Annotated in this window: 12 protein-coding genes and 1 rRNA gene; 3 read left to right on the top strand and 10 right to left on the bottom strand. The window is 41.2% G+C overall.

Annotated elements, in window-relative coordinates; genetic code table 11:
• Positions 1 to 66 precede the first annotated feature (66 nt).
• The 8 genes from AC1D0K_RS24890 to AC1D0K_RS24925 form a co-directional block, all read right to left on the bottom strand.
• Positions 67 to 627, bottom strand: coding sequence for a dihydrofolate reductase family protein (locus AC1D0K_RS24890; protein WP_477396487.1), 561 nt, complete (start codon positions 625 to 627; stop codon positions 67 to 69).
• A 222-nt stretch (positions 628 to 849) separates the two neighbouring features.
• Positions 850 to 1935, bottom strand: coding sequence for a substrate-binding domain-containing protein (locus AC1D0K_RS24895; RefSeq protein ID WP_477396489.1), 1086 nt, complete (start codon positions 1933 to 1935; stop codon positions 850 to 852).
• A 199-nt stretch (positions 1936 to 2134) separates the two neighbouring features.
• A complete protein-coding gene (locus tag AC1D0K_RS24900; protein ID WP_477396491.1) occupies positions 2135 to 3904 on the bottom strand; it encodes an SGNH/GDSL hydrolase family protein in 1770 nt (589 codons plus the stop codon).
• Positions 3905 to 4023: 119 nt separating this feature from the next.
• Positions 4024 to 6039 (bottom strand): alpha-amylase family protein, encoded by a 2016-nt coding sequence (locus AC1D0K_RS24905; RefSeq protein ID WP_477396493.1) that lies wholly within the window; start codon positions 6037 to 6039, stop codon positions 4024 to 4026.
• Positions 6040 to 6424: 385 nt separating this feature from the next.
• Positions 6425 to 7180 carry an SDR family oxidoreductase gene (locus AC1D0K_RS24910; RefSeq protein ID WP_477396496.1) on the bottom strand — a complete coding sequence of 252 codons (756 nt, stop codon included), beginning with the start codon at positions 7178 to 7180 and terminating at the stop codon, positions 6425 to 6427.
• 73 nt (positions 7181 to 7253) lie between these two features.
• Positions 7254 to 7826: a Crp/Fnr family transcriptional regulator gene (locus AC1D0K_RS24915; protein ID WP_477396498.1), complete on the bottom strand. Its 573-nt coding sequence runs from the start codon at positions 7824 to 7826 to the stop codon at positions 7254 to 7256.
• A complete protein-coding gene (locus AC1D0K_RS24920; RefSeq protein ID WP_477396500.1) occupies positions 7823 to 8410 on the bottom strand; it encodes a Crp/Fnr family transcriptional regulator in 588 nt (195 codons plus the stop codon). Before AC1D0K_RS24920 ends, AC1D0K_RS24915 begins: the two co-directional genes overlap by 4 nt.
• Before the next feature lie 320 nt (positions 8411 to 8730).
• Positions 8731 to 9813 carry a Gfo/Idh/MocA family protein gene (locus AC1D0K_RS24925; RefSeq protein ID WP_477396502.1) on the bottom strand — a complete coding sequence of 361 codons (1083 nt, stop codon included), beginning with the start codon at positions 9811 to 9813 and terminating at the stop codon, positions 8731 to 8733.
• A gap of 322 nt (positions 9814 to 10135) precedes the next feature.
• Here AC1D0K_RS24925 and AC1D0K_RS24930 point away from each other — a divergent pair, with 322 nt between their 5' ends.
• The 3 genes from AC1D0K_RS24930 to AC1D0K_RS24940 all read left to right on the top strand — a co-directional run bounded on the left by AC1D0K_RS24930 (position 10136) and on the right by AC1D0K_RS24940 (position 12919).
• Positions 10136 to 11239: a sensor histidine kinase gene (locus AC1D0K_RS24930; protein WP_477396505.1), complete on the top strand. Its 1104-nt coding sequence runs from the start codon at positions 10136 to 10138 to the stop codon at positions 11237 to 11239.
• On the top strand, positions 11236 to 12000 hold the full coding sequence (locus AC1D0K_RS24935) for a LytR/AlgR family response regulator transcription factor (protein WP_477463116.1): 765 nt from the start codon (positions 11236 to 11238) through the stop codon (positions 11998 to 12000). Before AC1D0K_RS24930 ends, AC1D0K_RS24935 begins: the two co-directional genes overlap by 4 nt.
• Positions 12001 to 12310: 310 nt before the next feature.
• Positions 12311 to 12919 carry a porin family protein gene (locus AC1D0K_RS24940; protein WP_477396510.1) on the top strand — a complete coding sequence of 203 codons (609 nt, stop codon included), beginning with the start codon at positions 12311 to 12313 and terminating at the stop codon, positions 12917 to 12919.
• An 840-nt stretch (positions 12920 to 13759) separates the two neighbouring features.
• On the opposite strand, the gene AC1D0K_RS24945 is transcribed toward AC1D0K_RS24940, so the two are convergent.
• On the bottom strand, positions 13760 to 16312 hold the full coding sequence (locus tag AC1D0K_RS24945; RefSeq protein ID WP_477396512.1) for an adenosylcobalamin-dependent ribonucleoside-diphosphate reductase: 2553 nt from the start codon (positions 16310 to 16312) through the stop codon (positions 13760 to 13762).
• 810 nt (positions 16313 to 17122) lie between these two features.
• Positions 17123 to 17234: ribosomal RNA gene (rrf, locus tag AC1D0K_RS24950) — 5S ribosomal RNA — on the bottom strand.
• Positions 17235 to 17304: the final 70 nt, after the last annotated feature.

Genomic DNA, 17304 nt, shown 5'->3' on the forward strand with positions numbered 1-17304 from the left:
GTATGTTCTCATTTAGGGAGACTTTGTTTCAAAAAGCATAAGCACAATGTGCAGCAGATTTTCCCGCTACTGTTTTAAATACCGGAGCACAACAATCCCCGACTTAAACACCGTCGACTCAACCAATTTTAATTGTAATTTCTCTTGCAGGTTGATGCCCTCAAACCACCGTCTGCCTTCTCCAATAACTATCGGGTGAACCACAAAATGATATTCATCAATCAGTCCAAGTTCTGCAAGTTGCAAAGGAATGGTTACACCACCGGTTAAAATATTTTTGCCCTGTTCCTGTTTCAGCTTAACTACTTCGTCATGAAGGCTTGTGCGTACAATTTTCGTTTTGGTTCCTTCAGGGCTGCTCAATGACTGTGAGAAAACAACAATTTTGTTGACGGCGTCAAATGCCTGGGCAAATTCAATATCTGCTTTGCTATCCCCGGAAGCATTTTTCGCCACATCTGGCCAATAAGGAACCATCAATTGATAAGTTTTACGCCCGTAAAGAAATGTATCAGCATCCCGCGTGAGCTGAATAAAATACGCCATCGTTTCTTCATCGGGATAGAATTTGGTATGGTCGCAGCAACCATCTAAGGTTGTGTTGATTGCGTAAATTACATTTCTCATTTAATTGATTTTTATAATCTGGTTTCCGTAAAGGCCAAAAATAAAATACTGCCTATATCATGGTGAGGGCAATTCGCGACAAAAAAAGGGCGTTTAAGCCAAAAGTGCCATCGTCCCATCTAAAACGATAAAACAGTATCATCAAAAGAGAAAAATTACAATAGGGTCACCAAATTTAAGATATAGTTGAGAAAAATATCAAATATAGGTGTAAGCGAATGATCAAATATCTAAATAAACTGTATCCTCATCATCTATGTAATAGTTCACATTTTCTTTCGTAACTATATCCAGTGGAAGATATTTGATAATAGGAACTTCTTTTTTAAATACCAGGTGATCGGTTAACTGGTAAATGCCCCAGTAACCCTGCCCCTTCGGATTTTGATTTATCAAAAAGCTAATTGCCCCTTTATTCAGAAAATACAAATTTTGAGGCAGTAAATCATATCCTATTATTTTGATATGCTTTATGTGACGCTGCTCCAGATGCTTTGCAATTTCATGGGCTTTAGATGTGGTTACAAAAACACTGGATATATCAGGTGTGCTATCAATAATGGCGTCCAGCTGCGTTATGAACAAGGCGGCATTTGCCCTGTTTAATTCAATCCGTAAAATATTATACTGGTGCTCCAGGTTGTTTTGCGAAAAATAATTACGAAATCCTTGTTCTTTTTTTAAAAGGTGGGCAGCATTACTTATTTCTTCATCAATATGAGCAATTAAGATTGAACAAGGATCTGGCTGGCCGTAGTGAATAAGTTTGCCAGCCAAAAAACCACTCTGGTAAGAGTCCTGACCAATATAGCTCAATGGCTCACACTCGGCAATTTGGGTATTAAACAATACAAATGGGATTTCGGCCGCTTTCCATTTTTCAAAAAACGGCAGCGTTTCCCGATAAAATATAGGCGATAAAATTATACCATCCGGTTTATCATTGGTTAACTGATTGGCATTTGCTATAAAAGATTCTACATTGTAAGGGTCAAATACATATTGCTGAACTACAATGCCATATTGCTTCAAATCTTTCTCTGCCTTTTCAATTCCTGCTTTGGGAGCGTACCAGTAAGAATCACTTTTATGATCGGGTATTAATGCAGCAATTTGATATATTTTGTTGGATCCCAACGCCCTTGCCATAAGGTTGGGCTCATAATCCATCTCTTCAATAATCTTCAGTATTTTCTCTTCTACTTTTTTTGATACCCGCCCCCGCTTATGCAGTACCCTATCAACTGTACCTGTTGAAACCTTTGCTTTTTCGGCAATATCTTTAATGCGTACAATTTTGTTCTTCATATTAAACCTTCATGTAAAAAAGATAGCAAATGTAATTTAATATAGTTTTATCGCATTACTATTGCTATAATTTAGCTGCGGCTTAGCGTTTTCAGTAATATTTAACCGGAAGTAGAATACCATTTACAATACAGACCAGACTCTTGATTATTGGGAAAAATAATCAACAGTCTGGTCTGTATAAACGAAAGCGGAGCCGCTATTTTTTGAGATAAGGAACCAAAGCAATTGCCAGTTTTTGATAACCGGCCTCATTAGGGTGCAAGCCATCGCCGAAAAGAGATTCATCAATATTTCCGGCACTATCAAGCAATAACTTTCCCGGGTTAATAAAACGAATCCGCATCTGAGTTGCCAATTTAGAAATAGCTTTATTAAGTACTTCTATCCGTTTTTCCTGTGCTCTTCTCGGTAGCAAACCCGACAAAAGAATTTCAGTTTTGGGCTGGCGCACTTTTACTCCCTCTGCCAGTAATTTTAATCCTTCTATTATTTCCTGGTCGCTATTACCAGACAGGTTATTGGTGCCTATCATAACCAGCACCTTATCTGCATTAAAGCCATCTATTTCTTCATGGTATACGCGCCATAACACATTCTCTACCTGGTCCCATCCAAAACCGAAGTTTTTCACCCCTAATGGCTCCAGGTATTTATCCCATGAGTTGGCCCCCCTTGCTAAAGGAGCCTTTGGTATGCCACCCCAATAATTCAGAATAGAGTTACCAAGGAATACAATTTTTGGCGAACCTGTTTTAATAAGCGTTAGTATTTCGTTATGCCTGTTCCGCCAATCATAATAACCATCTCTGCTTTGTACAACCGGCATAGTAGTTGAATACTTGCCTGTTGGTTCGTTGATAATTGCGCGTATAGTTTTCTCGTAAGCGATGGCATATTTTTGCATCCCCACATCATTGGGATGCAAACCATCAACCGTTGAATTAATATCAAATCCAATTTCCTTATTGGTTAATAAATAAACGCTTTTAGTTCCTGCAGCAATCAGCTTTGAATAAGTAAGCCCCAGCACTTTATTAACACGGTTATAACCGGCAGTCCTGCCGGTATCTAACATACCATCAACATTGCCCTCACTATGCTCTACAAGCAGTATAGGCACCAGCGGATGCTTCTCTTTTAAACTTTGTACTGATGCCAGTAAACGTTTTTCTATTTCCTGATCAGAGAAGCTTATTAAGTTGGGCATACAATCAAGCACATATATTTTCGCGTCAATCTCTGCCATCAGGTCAATAACCGATTTTTCAAGCAGCCCTGTACCCGAAAAGCCAAGATTCACCAGCGGGCGGTCAAGCGCGCGTTGTAAAATGGCGGTCCATGCTAAACCGGGTCTTGATGCGCAACCACCCTGTGCAATGGATGTTCCGTACACAAGCACAGGTTTTTCTTTAGATAAAGGCATGAAATTAAATGCGTTACCGCCAGGAACACCTATTTCAAGCCAGGACACTGAGTTATATAATGGCAAAAACAGCCTGTATTCATAGCTTCTCCCCGGAAAAGCGGCACTCACCTGTATGTTTGAAAAACGGTAGGTAATGGTATCCTTAAATGAAAAACTACCGGGAGCCAGGCACCATTTTCCATTAGGATCAAGCGCGTAAAGATCCAAGCCGCTTACTCCCGTTGCAGGCATATGCGACATTGCAAAATCACCCTTTACCTTATAACGGATAACCAGGTTGGGCGCATCTGTTTTAAATTTGATATATAAGCCGGCACTGCTGTGCGAAATATCCCACACATTAGGATTTAACTCCTTTTGGGCACGTACCGGAAACCTATCATAAGCGACTGTAGTTTCGGTTGGCCATGCTTGCCCTTCTATAACCGGGAAGCCTGCTTTGGCAGGGTCAAGCCATTTATACGTTGCCGTTGTTTGCGAAAAGGATGCTGTACAGAAAAAGCAAAAGAATAATAAAATCAGTATTGATATCCGTTTCATTAGTAATTTATTTAAAGGCAATATTGCTATAATACGGGAGCCTGTCAGTATATGTTTTCGCACACACCTGTTTAAAATCTGCCGTTACTTCACAATGTAAATTAGCTCATAAAAAATCATTAATGAGCAGGCCTTGCGTTAAACACCATCACTTCAAACGGCTCAAGCGTAACCGTATAAGCATCCCCTGTAAATAAAGTGGTCGTCAATTCCTTACCGCTAAGTTTAGCATTATAAAAAAGATAAGTGGATTTGCTATTTAAAGGCAAATCAAAAACTTTACGCGTATCAATCCGGAAGGTTTTTGTTTTATTTGACGGGTTTCTTAAAGTAAGAATAGCTTTTTTGGGCGACCATGAAGCAAACCCATAAACATCCCCTTTTGATGGGCTGCCACCCACCCAATGCGTATCGGGCATGATGTCTGCATTTTCACGCGACCATTTTATGGCAGCGGCCAGGCAATTCCAATTGGCCGTGTTTAATTTATGCGGATTGATATACAACTCCTGCAAACTTGTCCCCGATCCAAAAAACGACCATATTTCGTCGGCGATGTCTTTATCATTCATATCAAACTTGGCAGGTGCGCCATTGTCTGCAATACAAACACCATGATACATCAGCGAACTTAAAGGATAAAGGTAGGCACGTTGAACAATATTTTTATATACTTCGCCATCACGGTAATTAAGCCATTGTTGCCTGTTATTTCCTTGTCCTTCTGTATTTGTATCCCAGCCATTTCTCCAGATCACATCGCCATATTTTAGCCAGAAAGGTGATGGCCAGGTGCCTATAGTCATGCTAAAATAAAGATCTGGCTTTACCCCACGCAAGGTTGATACCAGGTTCAACAGCGATTCCATATCTGTCTGATACTCGGGTGTAGCGCCGGTTGATTGATCCCCTGCCCCTACACCATCAAATTTAAACATCGAAATACCGTATTTGGTAACAAAGTTTGCGGCGGCATCTTTAAACCTATTGGAATAAACCGCGCCTGAAAGCGAAAACCCGTGCGAATTTGTTTCAAATGGAGGGTTTTGTTTTCGTCCATATTGCAGCCTTTGCTCCTTGGCCTGCTCATATCCACCCCATGGCGACATCCATACACCTAATGATGCATTGTATTTATTAGCGAGCGTTTTAATATTATCAAAGCCGGCAGGGAAATTTGTTTTACTTATCTGCCACAATGTTTGATTATCATCCCAACCATCATCAAACAAAAACGCGTTTAAGGTAATGTGGCGTTTTATAGTGAGGCTGTCTGCAAAGGTTTGAATACGGTCAAGACAGCCTGCTTCAGTTAGTTTACGGTCGGCCCATGATAAATCATACCATGAATTATAATGCAGCATTTGCCGGTACGGTACTGCCCTTTCCCGTTCCAGGTAATAAAGAAATCCCCTACGTAACTGGCCCTCCGGCGCAATGCCCCAAACGGTAGATGCCTTTAAATCCATGGCTGGTTCCTGCCGTTCAATATAGTTATTTACCCAACCATCCTTAACTTCATATTTACTAATAGGACTTTCGAGCGCGAAAAAGAAATCTCCCGATACTATTGGCGATCCATCAACAACACCCGATGGTATCATCTCCGCTCCCCCATGAAACTTTATAAGTTTTAATTTCCGGATCCTCAAAGAATCAGTAACACTATTAAATGAAAAAACCTGCCTGATATAATTGGAGTTATCTTTTAAAATGGCTTCCCACTTTACCCGAATACCATGTTTTACATTCAAAAACTCAGCTGTAATTTCTTTCCCGTTTTCTTTTTCCGAAAGTTTAGCCGCTGCCTTGTTTCCCTTTATTTGAACAATTTTCAGCGGCGCACTCAATTCAAAATCAGCAGAATTAATTACCGCGCCCTCCTTTAGCTCCAGTTCGAACATGGGAGCCCCTTTTAAAGAAACCTGTTTATGCTGCGCAACAAATTCGTTTATCGTAATTGTTTTTTTACCGGTAAGCCATTTTACAGACAGGCAATTGTTTTTTAAAATTACAGATCCCTTATCCGCAGATGCAACCGCCTGGCCCGGCTTTACTTCTGCAAGAAAAATATTTTGAGCCCTGGAAACACTTGCCAGGCTGAGACAAATTAAAAACAACAGTTTTTTTAGCATGTTTAGTAAATTATAACGAAAAAATAGTGGACAATCATTTTGCGTGTGCGCACACAAATATATGAGATAATTTATCACTGAAAAACAGACCTACAGCTATTTACCTCTTAAACAAACAAAACGGGCAAAGATTATCTGTTTACGTGATAAAACAATCGTTTGCGCCATTTTTCGGCGAAGGGCACAATATTGGGATGCCATTGACCACCTTATTTCGAAATTTCAGAAAAGTAATGATGTCAAACTTTCGCAATGTTAAATCGGTACCGCTATAAAAACGAGAAACCCGATACATATCCGTATCGGGCTTCCTGTTTTTATATTCTACTCCGGCGCTGAGTGCAAATCCCGGTGAAGTATGCTACCTTGAATTTATATTGCGCTCTTATCGTTGATTTTCAGGTTTTGCAATCCACTCCGCGTATTTTGTTTTGCACAGGGAAACAGCAGCTTCCGGCACTAAAGTATCAGCGGTAAGTGGAGCTCCTGAATACAGAGCATCGATATCGGCTGTTACCTCGTAGTTTTTATGAGTTGCCTGCAAATATTGCTTCACCCATGCTGTCATGTCGAATTTTTCAGGTCCACCTATTTCCAGGGTTTTATTGGCAGGTTTTTCTAATGCTGTTTCGGCCATAAAAGATGCCACATCTTTGCTGGCGATAGGTTGAATGTTGGCAGCCGGTACTATTACCTTTCCGTCGGCCATGCTCATTTGTACAATGCCTCCCGCAAATTCAAAGAACTGTGTAGCATGAACGATGGTATAAGGAATACCCGATGCCTTAATCATTTCCTCCTGCACTTGCTTTGCGCGGAAATAACCGCTGGCTAATAATTTTTGAGTCCCTACTACTGATAAAGCAACATGATGCTGCACCCCTGCTGCCTTTTCTGCCGGTAATAGGTTTTCGTTTGCAGTTTTGAAAAAGTTCATCACAGCATTATCTTCAAAGGAAGGTGAGTTGGATACATCCACCACTACATGCGCGCCTTGCAGCACTTCAGCTAAACCTTCGCCGGTAAGTGTATTAACGCCGTTGTTGGGTGAAGCGGCAATCACTTCATGCCCGGTTTGCTGTAATTGATTTACCACCTGGCTACCAATGAGGCCGGTACCGCCGATAACTACTATTTTCATGATCTGTAATATTTTAAGGTTAATTGTATAATACAAAGATGAACATAGCCGGCCCGGGAAAACTTAAGCTGGTTTAAGAAATATACATATCCTGGTAGGTCTTTAATATCTCCAACGAAACACCCATGTAGCTGGCAAAAACAGGATCGGGAATTCTTTGAATTAATTCAGGATAGGTATTCCTGAAATGGAAATAGAAATCTTTTTTAGTTACGGTAGCAAATGTCTTTTGTTTAAATAAGGCCGCTCCATAAGCCCGCTCATGAATTTTATTGAAATATAATGCCAATAAGGGAAATTGTAACAGTAGTGTTTCGTAGTTTTTCCTGCTCATGCAGGTAATTTCAGAATCTTCCATCGCTGCAATTGAATAAACAGCTGGTTTACCATCCGGAAAACTCTTATAGTCTGTTATCCACCAGTTTTCCAATGCAAAATGTACAACCTGCCTTTCATCGTTATTTTCATAAAACAAGTACAGGCAACCTTTATTAACAAAGTAAATAGTGTCGCAAATTTCCTTTTCGCTCAAAAGCAATTCCTCCTTTTTTACCAGTTTTGTTTGCAGGAACGGTGCTATTTTCTCCTGCTCTACGGTAAAACCGAAAACGAGTTTTTGAATATGATTATATAGTTGGTCGGTCATGAATTGGTTTTCGCTTTTATTCTATTTTTTCGTAATTCGCTCAGATATTCAGGTGTAAAGCCTAAAAATGAGGCCAGTACCTTCTGCGGTATCCGCTGAAGAAATTCCGTATACTTTGATTGAAACAGTTCATAAAATTCATCCTTGGGCATTCTTGAAATCATCTGGATACGAAGCAATGACGCTGCATATGCCCGCTCGTATACTAAACGAAAATAGCTTTCGATGACCGGAAATTTTGCCAGGATCAATTCATAATTTGATGCGGTAATGGCCAACACCTCCGTTGCTTCCAGTGCCTGGATTGTATAGGCCGATTTCCGCCCGGACCGAAAAGCATTCAGGTCGGTCATCCACCAGTTTTCTAATGCCAGCTGCATAGTTTGTTCCACACCATTATGATCTGTAAAAAACAAACGAAGACACCCTTTCACCACAAAAAAATACATCAAACAACGCTTGTCTTCTTCCTGTAAAATGCCCTTTTTCTTAAATGTCTTTGTTTCAAAAAAGGGCAATATAGAGTCACCCTCTATTTGGTGGCTTGAAGTAACTTTTTGAATATGTTGTATGAGCGGGTGCATTTCTTTATGGAAAGAATACCAAAGTATAAAAAAAGGCCGAAGAATCCCAAGGATTGGGTGAAAGCTAATGATTTTAAGCAGGCTGATTAAACCTCCCCGAATATTCAAAGCCTTTTAACTGCATTCAGCAATCAAATACCGAACTGTTGTTCCTGCTTTACAGGCATTAGCATTACCCTCATTTTTTGATCAATTTACCCCGCCGGCAGTTATAGCCAGGGGAACAAAAAATGGATGGAAATTTTTTAACTGGCGCATGGCCATTAATGATTTCAGAAGGAATGTTAATATTTGAACCTGATAATTTTTATGACTCAGACCTACAGTAAAACCACCTGCCCGGTTTTTACGGATTCGTCGCAGGCGAAGGCAATTTTTAAGCTGTTCACCGCGTCATCTGAGGCCGCGGTAAGATCAAGGTCTTCCCGAATCGCTTTCAGAAAAAAGAGTTGTTCCCGGTTGCAAAGTTCCTGGTGACCGGGCTCATCCTTAAGGTCGAGGTATTCGTCGGCCCTAGCAAATTCATCCTGTTGATCCAAATCCGCATAATGAACTTTTATAGACTCCGTTTTAGTATGCGAATCTATCGAATCAGATTTTCCGCTGGCTGACGCCTCCCTGGCAACAATGGATACTGCACCCTTTGGCCCAAAAACGTCTTTAATAAAAAAGGCCGTTTCGCTCACCATTGGCCCCCACCCTGCTTCGTACCAGCCCACAGAGCCATCCTCAAAGCGGATTTGAAGTTGTCCATAGTTATAATTCCATTCAGGTATATCATCTGTAAGCCGGGCGCCTATGGCATAAACCTGCGTAGGTTTAGACCGGGTCATCTGGCACATCACATCTATGTAATGCACCGCACAATCCACTATCGGACTTAAGCTCTTCATCAGGTTACGGTGTACAGTCCACTTAGGGCCATGGCTTTGCTGGTTCAAATTCATCCGCATTACCAGTGGTTTCCCCATTTGTTGGGAAAGTTCTATAAACTTAACCCATGACGGGTGATAACGCAGGATATACCCTACAACCAGTTTCCTGCCTGCTTTTTTTGCAGCCTCAGCCATACGTTCTGCACCTTGTACGGTATCTGCCAAAGGCTTTTCTATAAATACATGACAGCCGCTCTCCAATGCCTTCACAGCAAATACCTCATGTGTATCGGGATAAGTAGAAATGCAAACCGCATCAGGCGTGGTCGCTTCAAGCGCTTCAAAAAAATCGCTGAACAGGGGGTATCCTCCGCCCAGTTTCTCATTCAAAACTACCTTGCTGTTACCTGTAGATACCAGCCCAACAATTTCAAATCCATCAATATTGTGATAAGCCTCGGCATGAGAAGCGCCCATATTACCGCAGCCAACTACAAGTACACGTAAGTTTTCATTAATTAATGCCATAAAACTAATATATGAAATTGAAACACAAATGTGAGCGCCGTTTCTATTCGCAAAATAACAAATTCCTTGCTCGCAGAGTATGCAGCCATAGTAAATACTCCGGTTTGCGTAATTTTCTGTGTTGGTTCCTGATATTTTGTGGTTCGGGTTATTTAATAGTTAAATCTAATATTATCAAAACCAGTTCGCTGTCTTGTTTTTGGCTCCGTAGGTGCCTCCTTTTTAAAAGCTATTTCACTGATCATAAACCGGCTATAATAACCTCTACCAAAATTATTTTCCCGACATTTCTAACCCTGCCGTCTGGTTGTTTAACCCCCAATTGAAATCATTCAGAACCGATTTTGCCCGCTTCGGATCAAAATCGATATTAACATTCTATCTATTAGGTATCTTTACTTTGATGGAAGAAAATTTACCCGTTAAACGTTTAAATCGCCTTACCTGGTTACTCTCGGTAATCATTGGTATTGTCTTCTATCTCGTTATTTCTCATCATGATACCGATATCCATATATATCCGTATACCTTGTTAACCATGTCGGGCATACTGATGGTGGGTTATGCCGATGTTGGCATTATGCTCATTTTAGTAACCCGATGTTCGTTCAGATCAAAGAAATTTTCTTTATACAGATGGCTGTTAACCTATCCTGCAAGTGTTATAATTTATCTCCTATTATGGCCGTTGTTTGCTTACCTCGCAAATGATAAATGGTCATTCCGGGATGTTGGCCTATTCTTTGCCTTCGTTGGATCGGGCATTGTGATCAATACCATGATGATTATTTTGCACAATTCCGTGTTGTTATATGAAGATAAATTACACAGCGAACTGGAGCTTTCCAGGTTAAAAGCGGCAAATGCAGAAGCGATGAATCTGGTTTTAAAGCAACAGATCCAACCGCATTTTCTCTTCAACGCCCTAAATACGCTAAAAGCACTTTATCATAAAGACACGCAAGCTGCCGATACTTATATTGTGCATATGGCCAATTTTTTAAGGGCATCAATCTTTCACCATACCTCTAATATATCAAAACTGGAGGATGAGGTACTGCTATTATACGATTACCTCGAAATGCAACGTATCAGGTTTGGCACAGCGCTGGACTGTACGATAACATTGCCGGAGGAAACGTTAAAAAATTATTTCCTGCCCTCGTTTTCCCTGCAACCATTATTGGAGAACGCTATTAAGCATAATAATTTTACCCAGGAAGATCCGCTGAAGGTAACTATCAGCCAAAAGGATGACTGGCTGGTTATCACCAATAATATACATAAGAAAAAAATAAAGGTAGCATCAACCAATTATGGGCTTGCCAACCTTGCAGAAAGGTATCGCCTCTGGTCGGGAGATGAAATTATGATCAGGGAGGAAGAAAACTCCTTTTCTGTAAGTATTAAATTGTTAAAAAAATGAATATAGTAATCATTGAGGATGAAGTAGTGGTTGCAGAAGACCTCGAATTAAATATCAGAAAATTGATAGATGAGCCCGTTGATATTGTACAGCTCAAGTCTGTAAAGGAGGGAATTGCCTGGTTTAAAAAAAATGAAGCCCCCGATCTGGTCTTCAGTGATATCCAGCTGGGTGACGGACTTAGTTTCGAGATCTTTATTGCCGAACCTGTTGCTGTCCCGGTCATTTTTTGTACTGCTTATGACGAATATGCCTTAGACGCCTTCAAAGCCAATGGGATTGACTATATCCTGAAGCCATTTACACAGCAAACCCTGAATAGCGCACTTCAAAAGTATAAACAATTAAAAAAGATATTCTCTACAGATCAAAATCCGCAGTTTGATGCGCTGATGCAGATGCTGACCGGTAAAGACACACAACGGGCGGCATCGGTATTGGTTTACCACCAGGATAAGATCATCCCTGTAAAAATGGAAGATATCGCCCTGTTTTACCTCGAAAACGAGGTTACTCACCTGCTTACGTTCTCCGGAAAGTGCTATTTCCCCAATAAAAACCTCGACGAATTGGAAAAGCTGTCGGGCAGTTACTTTTTCAGAACCAACAGGCAATCCCTTATCTGCAGGAAAGCCATCACAGACGTATCCAGTTTCTTTTCCAGGAAACTTTCCTTAAACCTCAATGTTCCCTTCGGCGAAAAAATAATTGTAAGTAAGGGCAAAGCTTCGCAATTTTTAAACTGGCTCACAAAGGGGTAATAGGTCAATTCTTGGAAAAATAGCTCCGCGGCATTCAGCACTTGAGGTTCTTTGTAGATAGTCGTCCTGAACTTGTTTCAGGATCCCACAGGACAGGTCGACTTCATGCTGTAAGCCTTGTACGTGGAATGCCGAAATTCGGCATCACGTTGTATTTTTTGTCAACTCGATTTTTCCGCTTCCGGCCCAACTTTGCCCGCTTCGGTTACTTTTTGCTATAATGCCGCCCCTTTACTGCGCACCTTTGATCTCAATGAATGGGCCAGCCCGCAGGCGGCACTCAAAAAAATTCATGCAAAAAAGAAAACTTATGAAAAAGCTACTATCAATGTTAGTCGTTTTGGTTGCGGTATCAACCAAGGGTTTCAGTCAAACAACTGCCGGGAATCAAAGCTTCGGTCAAAAACTAATGCAGAAATTAGAATTCGGCATTACTGCAGGTGGTAATTACAGTAATTTTACCAGCGCTAATTTCCCAACAGATCCACTCCCTGGTTTCCACGCCGGCCTTACTGTGGCCTACAAGTTCACGGATAACTTTATGGTGCAGGAAGAATTTCTTTACTCCCTGCAAGGTGCCAAAGCTAAAGGCGGAACGCTTGGCACACAGGATATAAAACTTTCCTATGCCTCTGTCCCTATCCTTTTTAAATACCGTACTAATTCGGGCTTTTTTGTTGAGGCCGGCCCGCAGGCAGGCTTTAAAGTAAAGGAAGATCTTGGAGGTGTAACTGATGTCAAATTTGCTAAAAAAATTGATTTTGGTATGGCCGGAGGCCTTGGCTACCAGTCAAAAATTGGTTTGGGAATTGGTGCAAGATACGTTTACGGCTTGCAAAACGTTCAGGAAACACCTTCTCCTATCCTGGGCGACTTTAAGAACAACAGCATCCAGGCCAGTATTTTCTACGTTTTTTAAAGGCATCTTCTTAACCTTTTATCATTTCGAAAGATATAAAAATGCAGGGGCAATGTGCGATTCCTTCCTCGGGAAAGGGGCAATGCTATTAAGTTAATGAGTTTCTCCCCCAGCGGGGGAATAGCTTTGTAGCAAAAAAGCAAAAATGAAGCTCCGTGCCAGAGGTACGGAACCTTAGGTAGCGTACCTCTGGCACGCAAAAGACAATTTATTTATGTTTTTCTACAAAGCTTTTGCTCCTTTGGAGCGCCCCATCACTCTCTTAACTTAATAGCATTGGGGGGGGGAAAGGAAGGTAGGGGTTAAATCAGGCGTTCAAGTACCGTTGCAGATGGTATGTAGGCGAAAACCCTACCCTGCCATTGCGCATATTTCAGCCGCTCCCTCCAGTTGGGCTATTGTGTGTACACCGCTTTTACTTCGACTGTATAATTAACATTGCATTTGTCAGTCATAAAGTGCTGATTATTTAGGCTAAAGCCATGCTTATATATGTACTCTATCCGTTGGTTGAAACCAACGGCAATGAAGAATTGAAAGTAAGCAACGCTTTAATTCATTGCCGTCCCATTTATGGGACCGATAAATATAGAGAGCCGGGTGGCTTTAGCCAAATCAGAGCCATGCTAACTTGCGTACACACAGTAGTATGTTGAGGAAATTAAAAAAGCAGTTAAGAAATCTTCCGAACACCTATGGAGGAAGCTTAAACAAAAAAAACACAGATAGCTTACTTATAAACAGTAAGCTATCTGTGTTTGAATTAAATACCTGCATCATGGCTGAAAACCTATTTTGCTGCAAGCACTACCAGAAAAATATTTTACGATTTTCTTTAACCTATCCGCATTTTGAAGAGCCACAATCTTTACAGGTTAAACATCCTTCCTGGTATTGCAGGTTGGTGGAATTGCAATTCTGGCACTGTTGCTTTTTTGCCTCAGTACCGTCCGGTACAAACTTTTTAAGTGCACGAGCCACCCCATTTTTCCAGGTATTGATAGATTCATCAAGCTGAAGGCTATTGATCAGTTCAACTACCTTTTCAATAGGCATACCGTGCCTTAATGTACTTGAAATTAACTTGGCGTAGTTCCAGTATTCCGGATTGAATTTGTATGATAAACCTTCTATCGTTGTTTTATGCCCGCGTTTATTCTTATACTGAAAGTCATAACGCGATCCCCCGTCTGCTTCACGGCTCTTGATAATAAGGCCATCATTAACCCATCTCGGAATCAGGATCCCATCCTCATCATCGGCAAAGCCGGTAAAAATTTCATAAGGTTTGCCTTCAATTAACCCAATAAAGGCGATCCACTTGTCTTTACTATTTTGAAAGCGAACAATTTCGGCCTCCAGCACATGTGGCCTGGTTGTTGGGAATACCAGCGGCACTCCCTGCTCCGCTGCAGGTTTAGATTCGGTATTTGCAATCAGCACGCCTGAACGTGATCCATCACGGTATACGGTTACGCCTTTGCAGCCTGCTTTCCAGGCGGCCATGTACAATTGCCCAACAACTTCTTCTGTTACCTCCGCAGGCATATTAATGGTTACACTAATAGAGTGATCAATCCACTTTTGGATCGCTCCCTGCATCTGCACCTTTTTAAGATAATCTACATCATTTGAGGTTGATTTATAATAAGGAGATTGTACTACCAGGTCATCCAGTTCTTTTTGAGAATAATTTTTAGTTAAATCATGACCATTCACTTCCATCCATTGCTTAAAGCGATGGTGAAAAACCACATACTCTTCCCATGAATCGCCTATCTCATCAACAAAATCAACACGTGCGTCCTTATCATTTGGGTTAACTTTTCTTCTCCTTTTATAAACCGGCATAAATACAGGTTCTATTCCTGAACTTGTTTGCGACATCAAACTTGTTGTTCCGGTTGGGGCTATGGTAAGTAAAGCAATATTCCGCCTGCCATGCTCCAGCATTTCATAATAAAGCTGTGCATCTGCTTCCTTCAAGCGCAGCATAAAAGGATTATTTTTTTCCCGATCGGCATCAAATATCGCAAAGGCACCTCTTTCTTTCGCGGCTGTTACAGACGCCCGGTAAGCCTCAATGGCAATAGTTTTGTGAATCTCTACCGCAAATGCCGATCCCTCATCGCTACCATAGCGTAAGCCCATCGCGGCAAGCATATCGCCCTCGGCAGTAATGCCAATACCTGTCCTTCGGCCTTCGTTAGCCTTTGTCTGAATGTTTATCCATAAATTCTTTTCGGTCCGTTTCAATTCTTCCTCTTCGGGATCCTCGGCTATCTTTTGCAGGATAGCATCAATTTTTTCAAGCTCCAGGTCGATAATATCATCCATCATGCGCTGGGCCGAATGGATGTGTTTCTTGAATAGCTCCCAATTAAAGCTTGCTTTGGCGGTGAAAGGGTCTACAACATAGCTGAACAGGTTAATGGCCAGCAGGCGGCAGGAATCATACGGACAAAGCGGTATCTCTCCGCAAGGGTTGGTAGAAACCGTTTTATAACCAAGATCCGCATAACAATCCGGCAGTGATTCACGGATAATGGTATCCCAAAACAAAATGCCAGGCTCGGCAGAGCGCCATGCATTGTGTACAATTTTCTTCCAAAGTACGGTTGGGTCGATATCTTTTTTATAAAGCGGGGTTTTACTATCAACAGGATATTGCTGCTGATAAGATTGCCCGGCTTCCACCGCTTTCATAAACTCATCATCAATACGTACAGAAACATTGGCACCGGTAACTTTACCCTGCTCCAGTTTTGCATCTATAAAATCTTCCGAGTCGGGATGTTTTATGGCGACAGAAAGCATAAGCGCCCCCCTTCTTCCGTCCTGCGCAACTTCACGAGTAGAATTAGAAAAACGCTCCATAAAAGGAACTATACCGGTAGATGTAAGTGCAGAGTTTTTAACCGGCGAACCTTTTGGGCGGATATGGGATAGATCATGCCCAACGCCACCACGTCTTTTCATGAGCTGTACCTGTTCCTGGTCTATTTTCATTATCCCGCCATACGAATCAGAATCACCTTCATTGCCAATTACAAAACAATTGGAAAGGGATGCAATTTGATAAGGGTTTCCAATCCCTGTCATCGGGCTTCCCTGCGGAATGATGTATTTAAAGTTCCTGATCAGCTCAAAAATTTCATCTTCTGATAAAGGATTTGGATAACGTTGTTCAATTCGGGCAATTTCGGCTGCAATCCTATGGTGCATATCATCCGGGGTACCCTCATAAATATTTCCATAAGAATCTTTCAGGGCGTATTTATTCACCCAGACCCTTGCCGCCAAATCATCTCCTTTAAAATAATCAAGTGATTTTTGGTATGCTTCATCAGAGGAATAAGTAGTTATAGTATTTGATTGATCTGCGATTTTCATAGTTAGAACTTTAGATGAGAACGAGCTTTAATTTGGTTGCAAAGTTACAATTTTGAAAACTTAGATTTTTTTATTTAAATACAAATTTCACATTTTATTACATAAAACTCTAATTTTCAGAATTATACATTTTTTACACATGCAAATTGTTTACCAATATTTAAAATTTACTTATTAATTACATAAACCCAAATTTCACAGTACTATGAGTAAATTCTATATAAAGGGGTTTACAACGTATTTAGGGGACTATTGCAACCAGGCCGTTAAACCGGTTATACAACCAGGTTTAACTGTCTTCTGTTTTCTCCTTTCAGGATTTTTGCTGTTAAAGAATTATGGCCCCATGCGATCTTCAGACAAACCTTATAGGATCGGGATTAACGCACCTCCAGGGCCTTCCTTGATTACATAAGGGGCAAAGTAGCTACAATGGTGAATTTCACTTATGGGCGAAGCCTGGGAGAGATGTAAAATGCAAGAAGTGCTGTAAATTGATCCCGCCCTGTTCCATTTACTGACTTTCCCCGGTGTTCGGGCCAGCAGGATGCGGGTGTTCGGGGGTGTTCGGGCTGGGGTTTAGTAAAAAGTTAAGTTGTTGGTTTATAGCAGGATCTGTTTTTAGGTGGGGATATAGCGAACAGTTAAGACACTGAATGTTAATGCATTGACATTTTGAAAGTATCTGTTAATGTGGGTGCTTTGCGAAAAGCGAACACCTGTTTTGGATGGGGGATTTATCCTAAACGCAAAAACCCCTCATCCGATAGATGAAGGGTTTCACGATTCAGCCTTTTGGGGGCTTTTAAGATTGGGCACCGACCTACTCTCCCACGTTTTAACGCAGTACCATCGGCTCTGGCGGGCTTGACTTCTCTGTTCGGAATGGGAAGAGGTAGACACCGCCGATATAGGCACCTGAATTTCTTTTGAGCTAAAAGCTCAAGGCTAAAAGCATAAAGCTTTTTTGCCAATTCATTATTTGTTTGCTG

This window comes from Mucilaginibacter sp. P1_A3 (assembly GCF_056406855.1).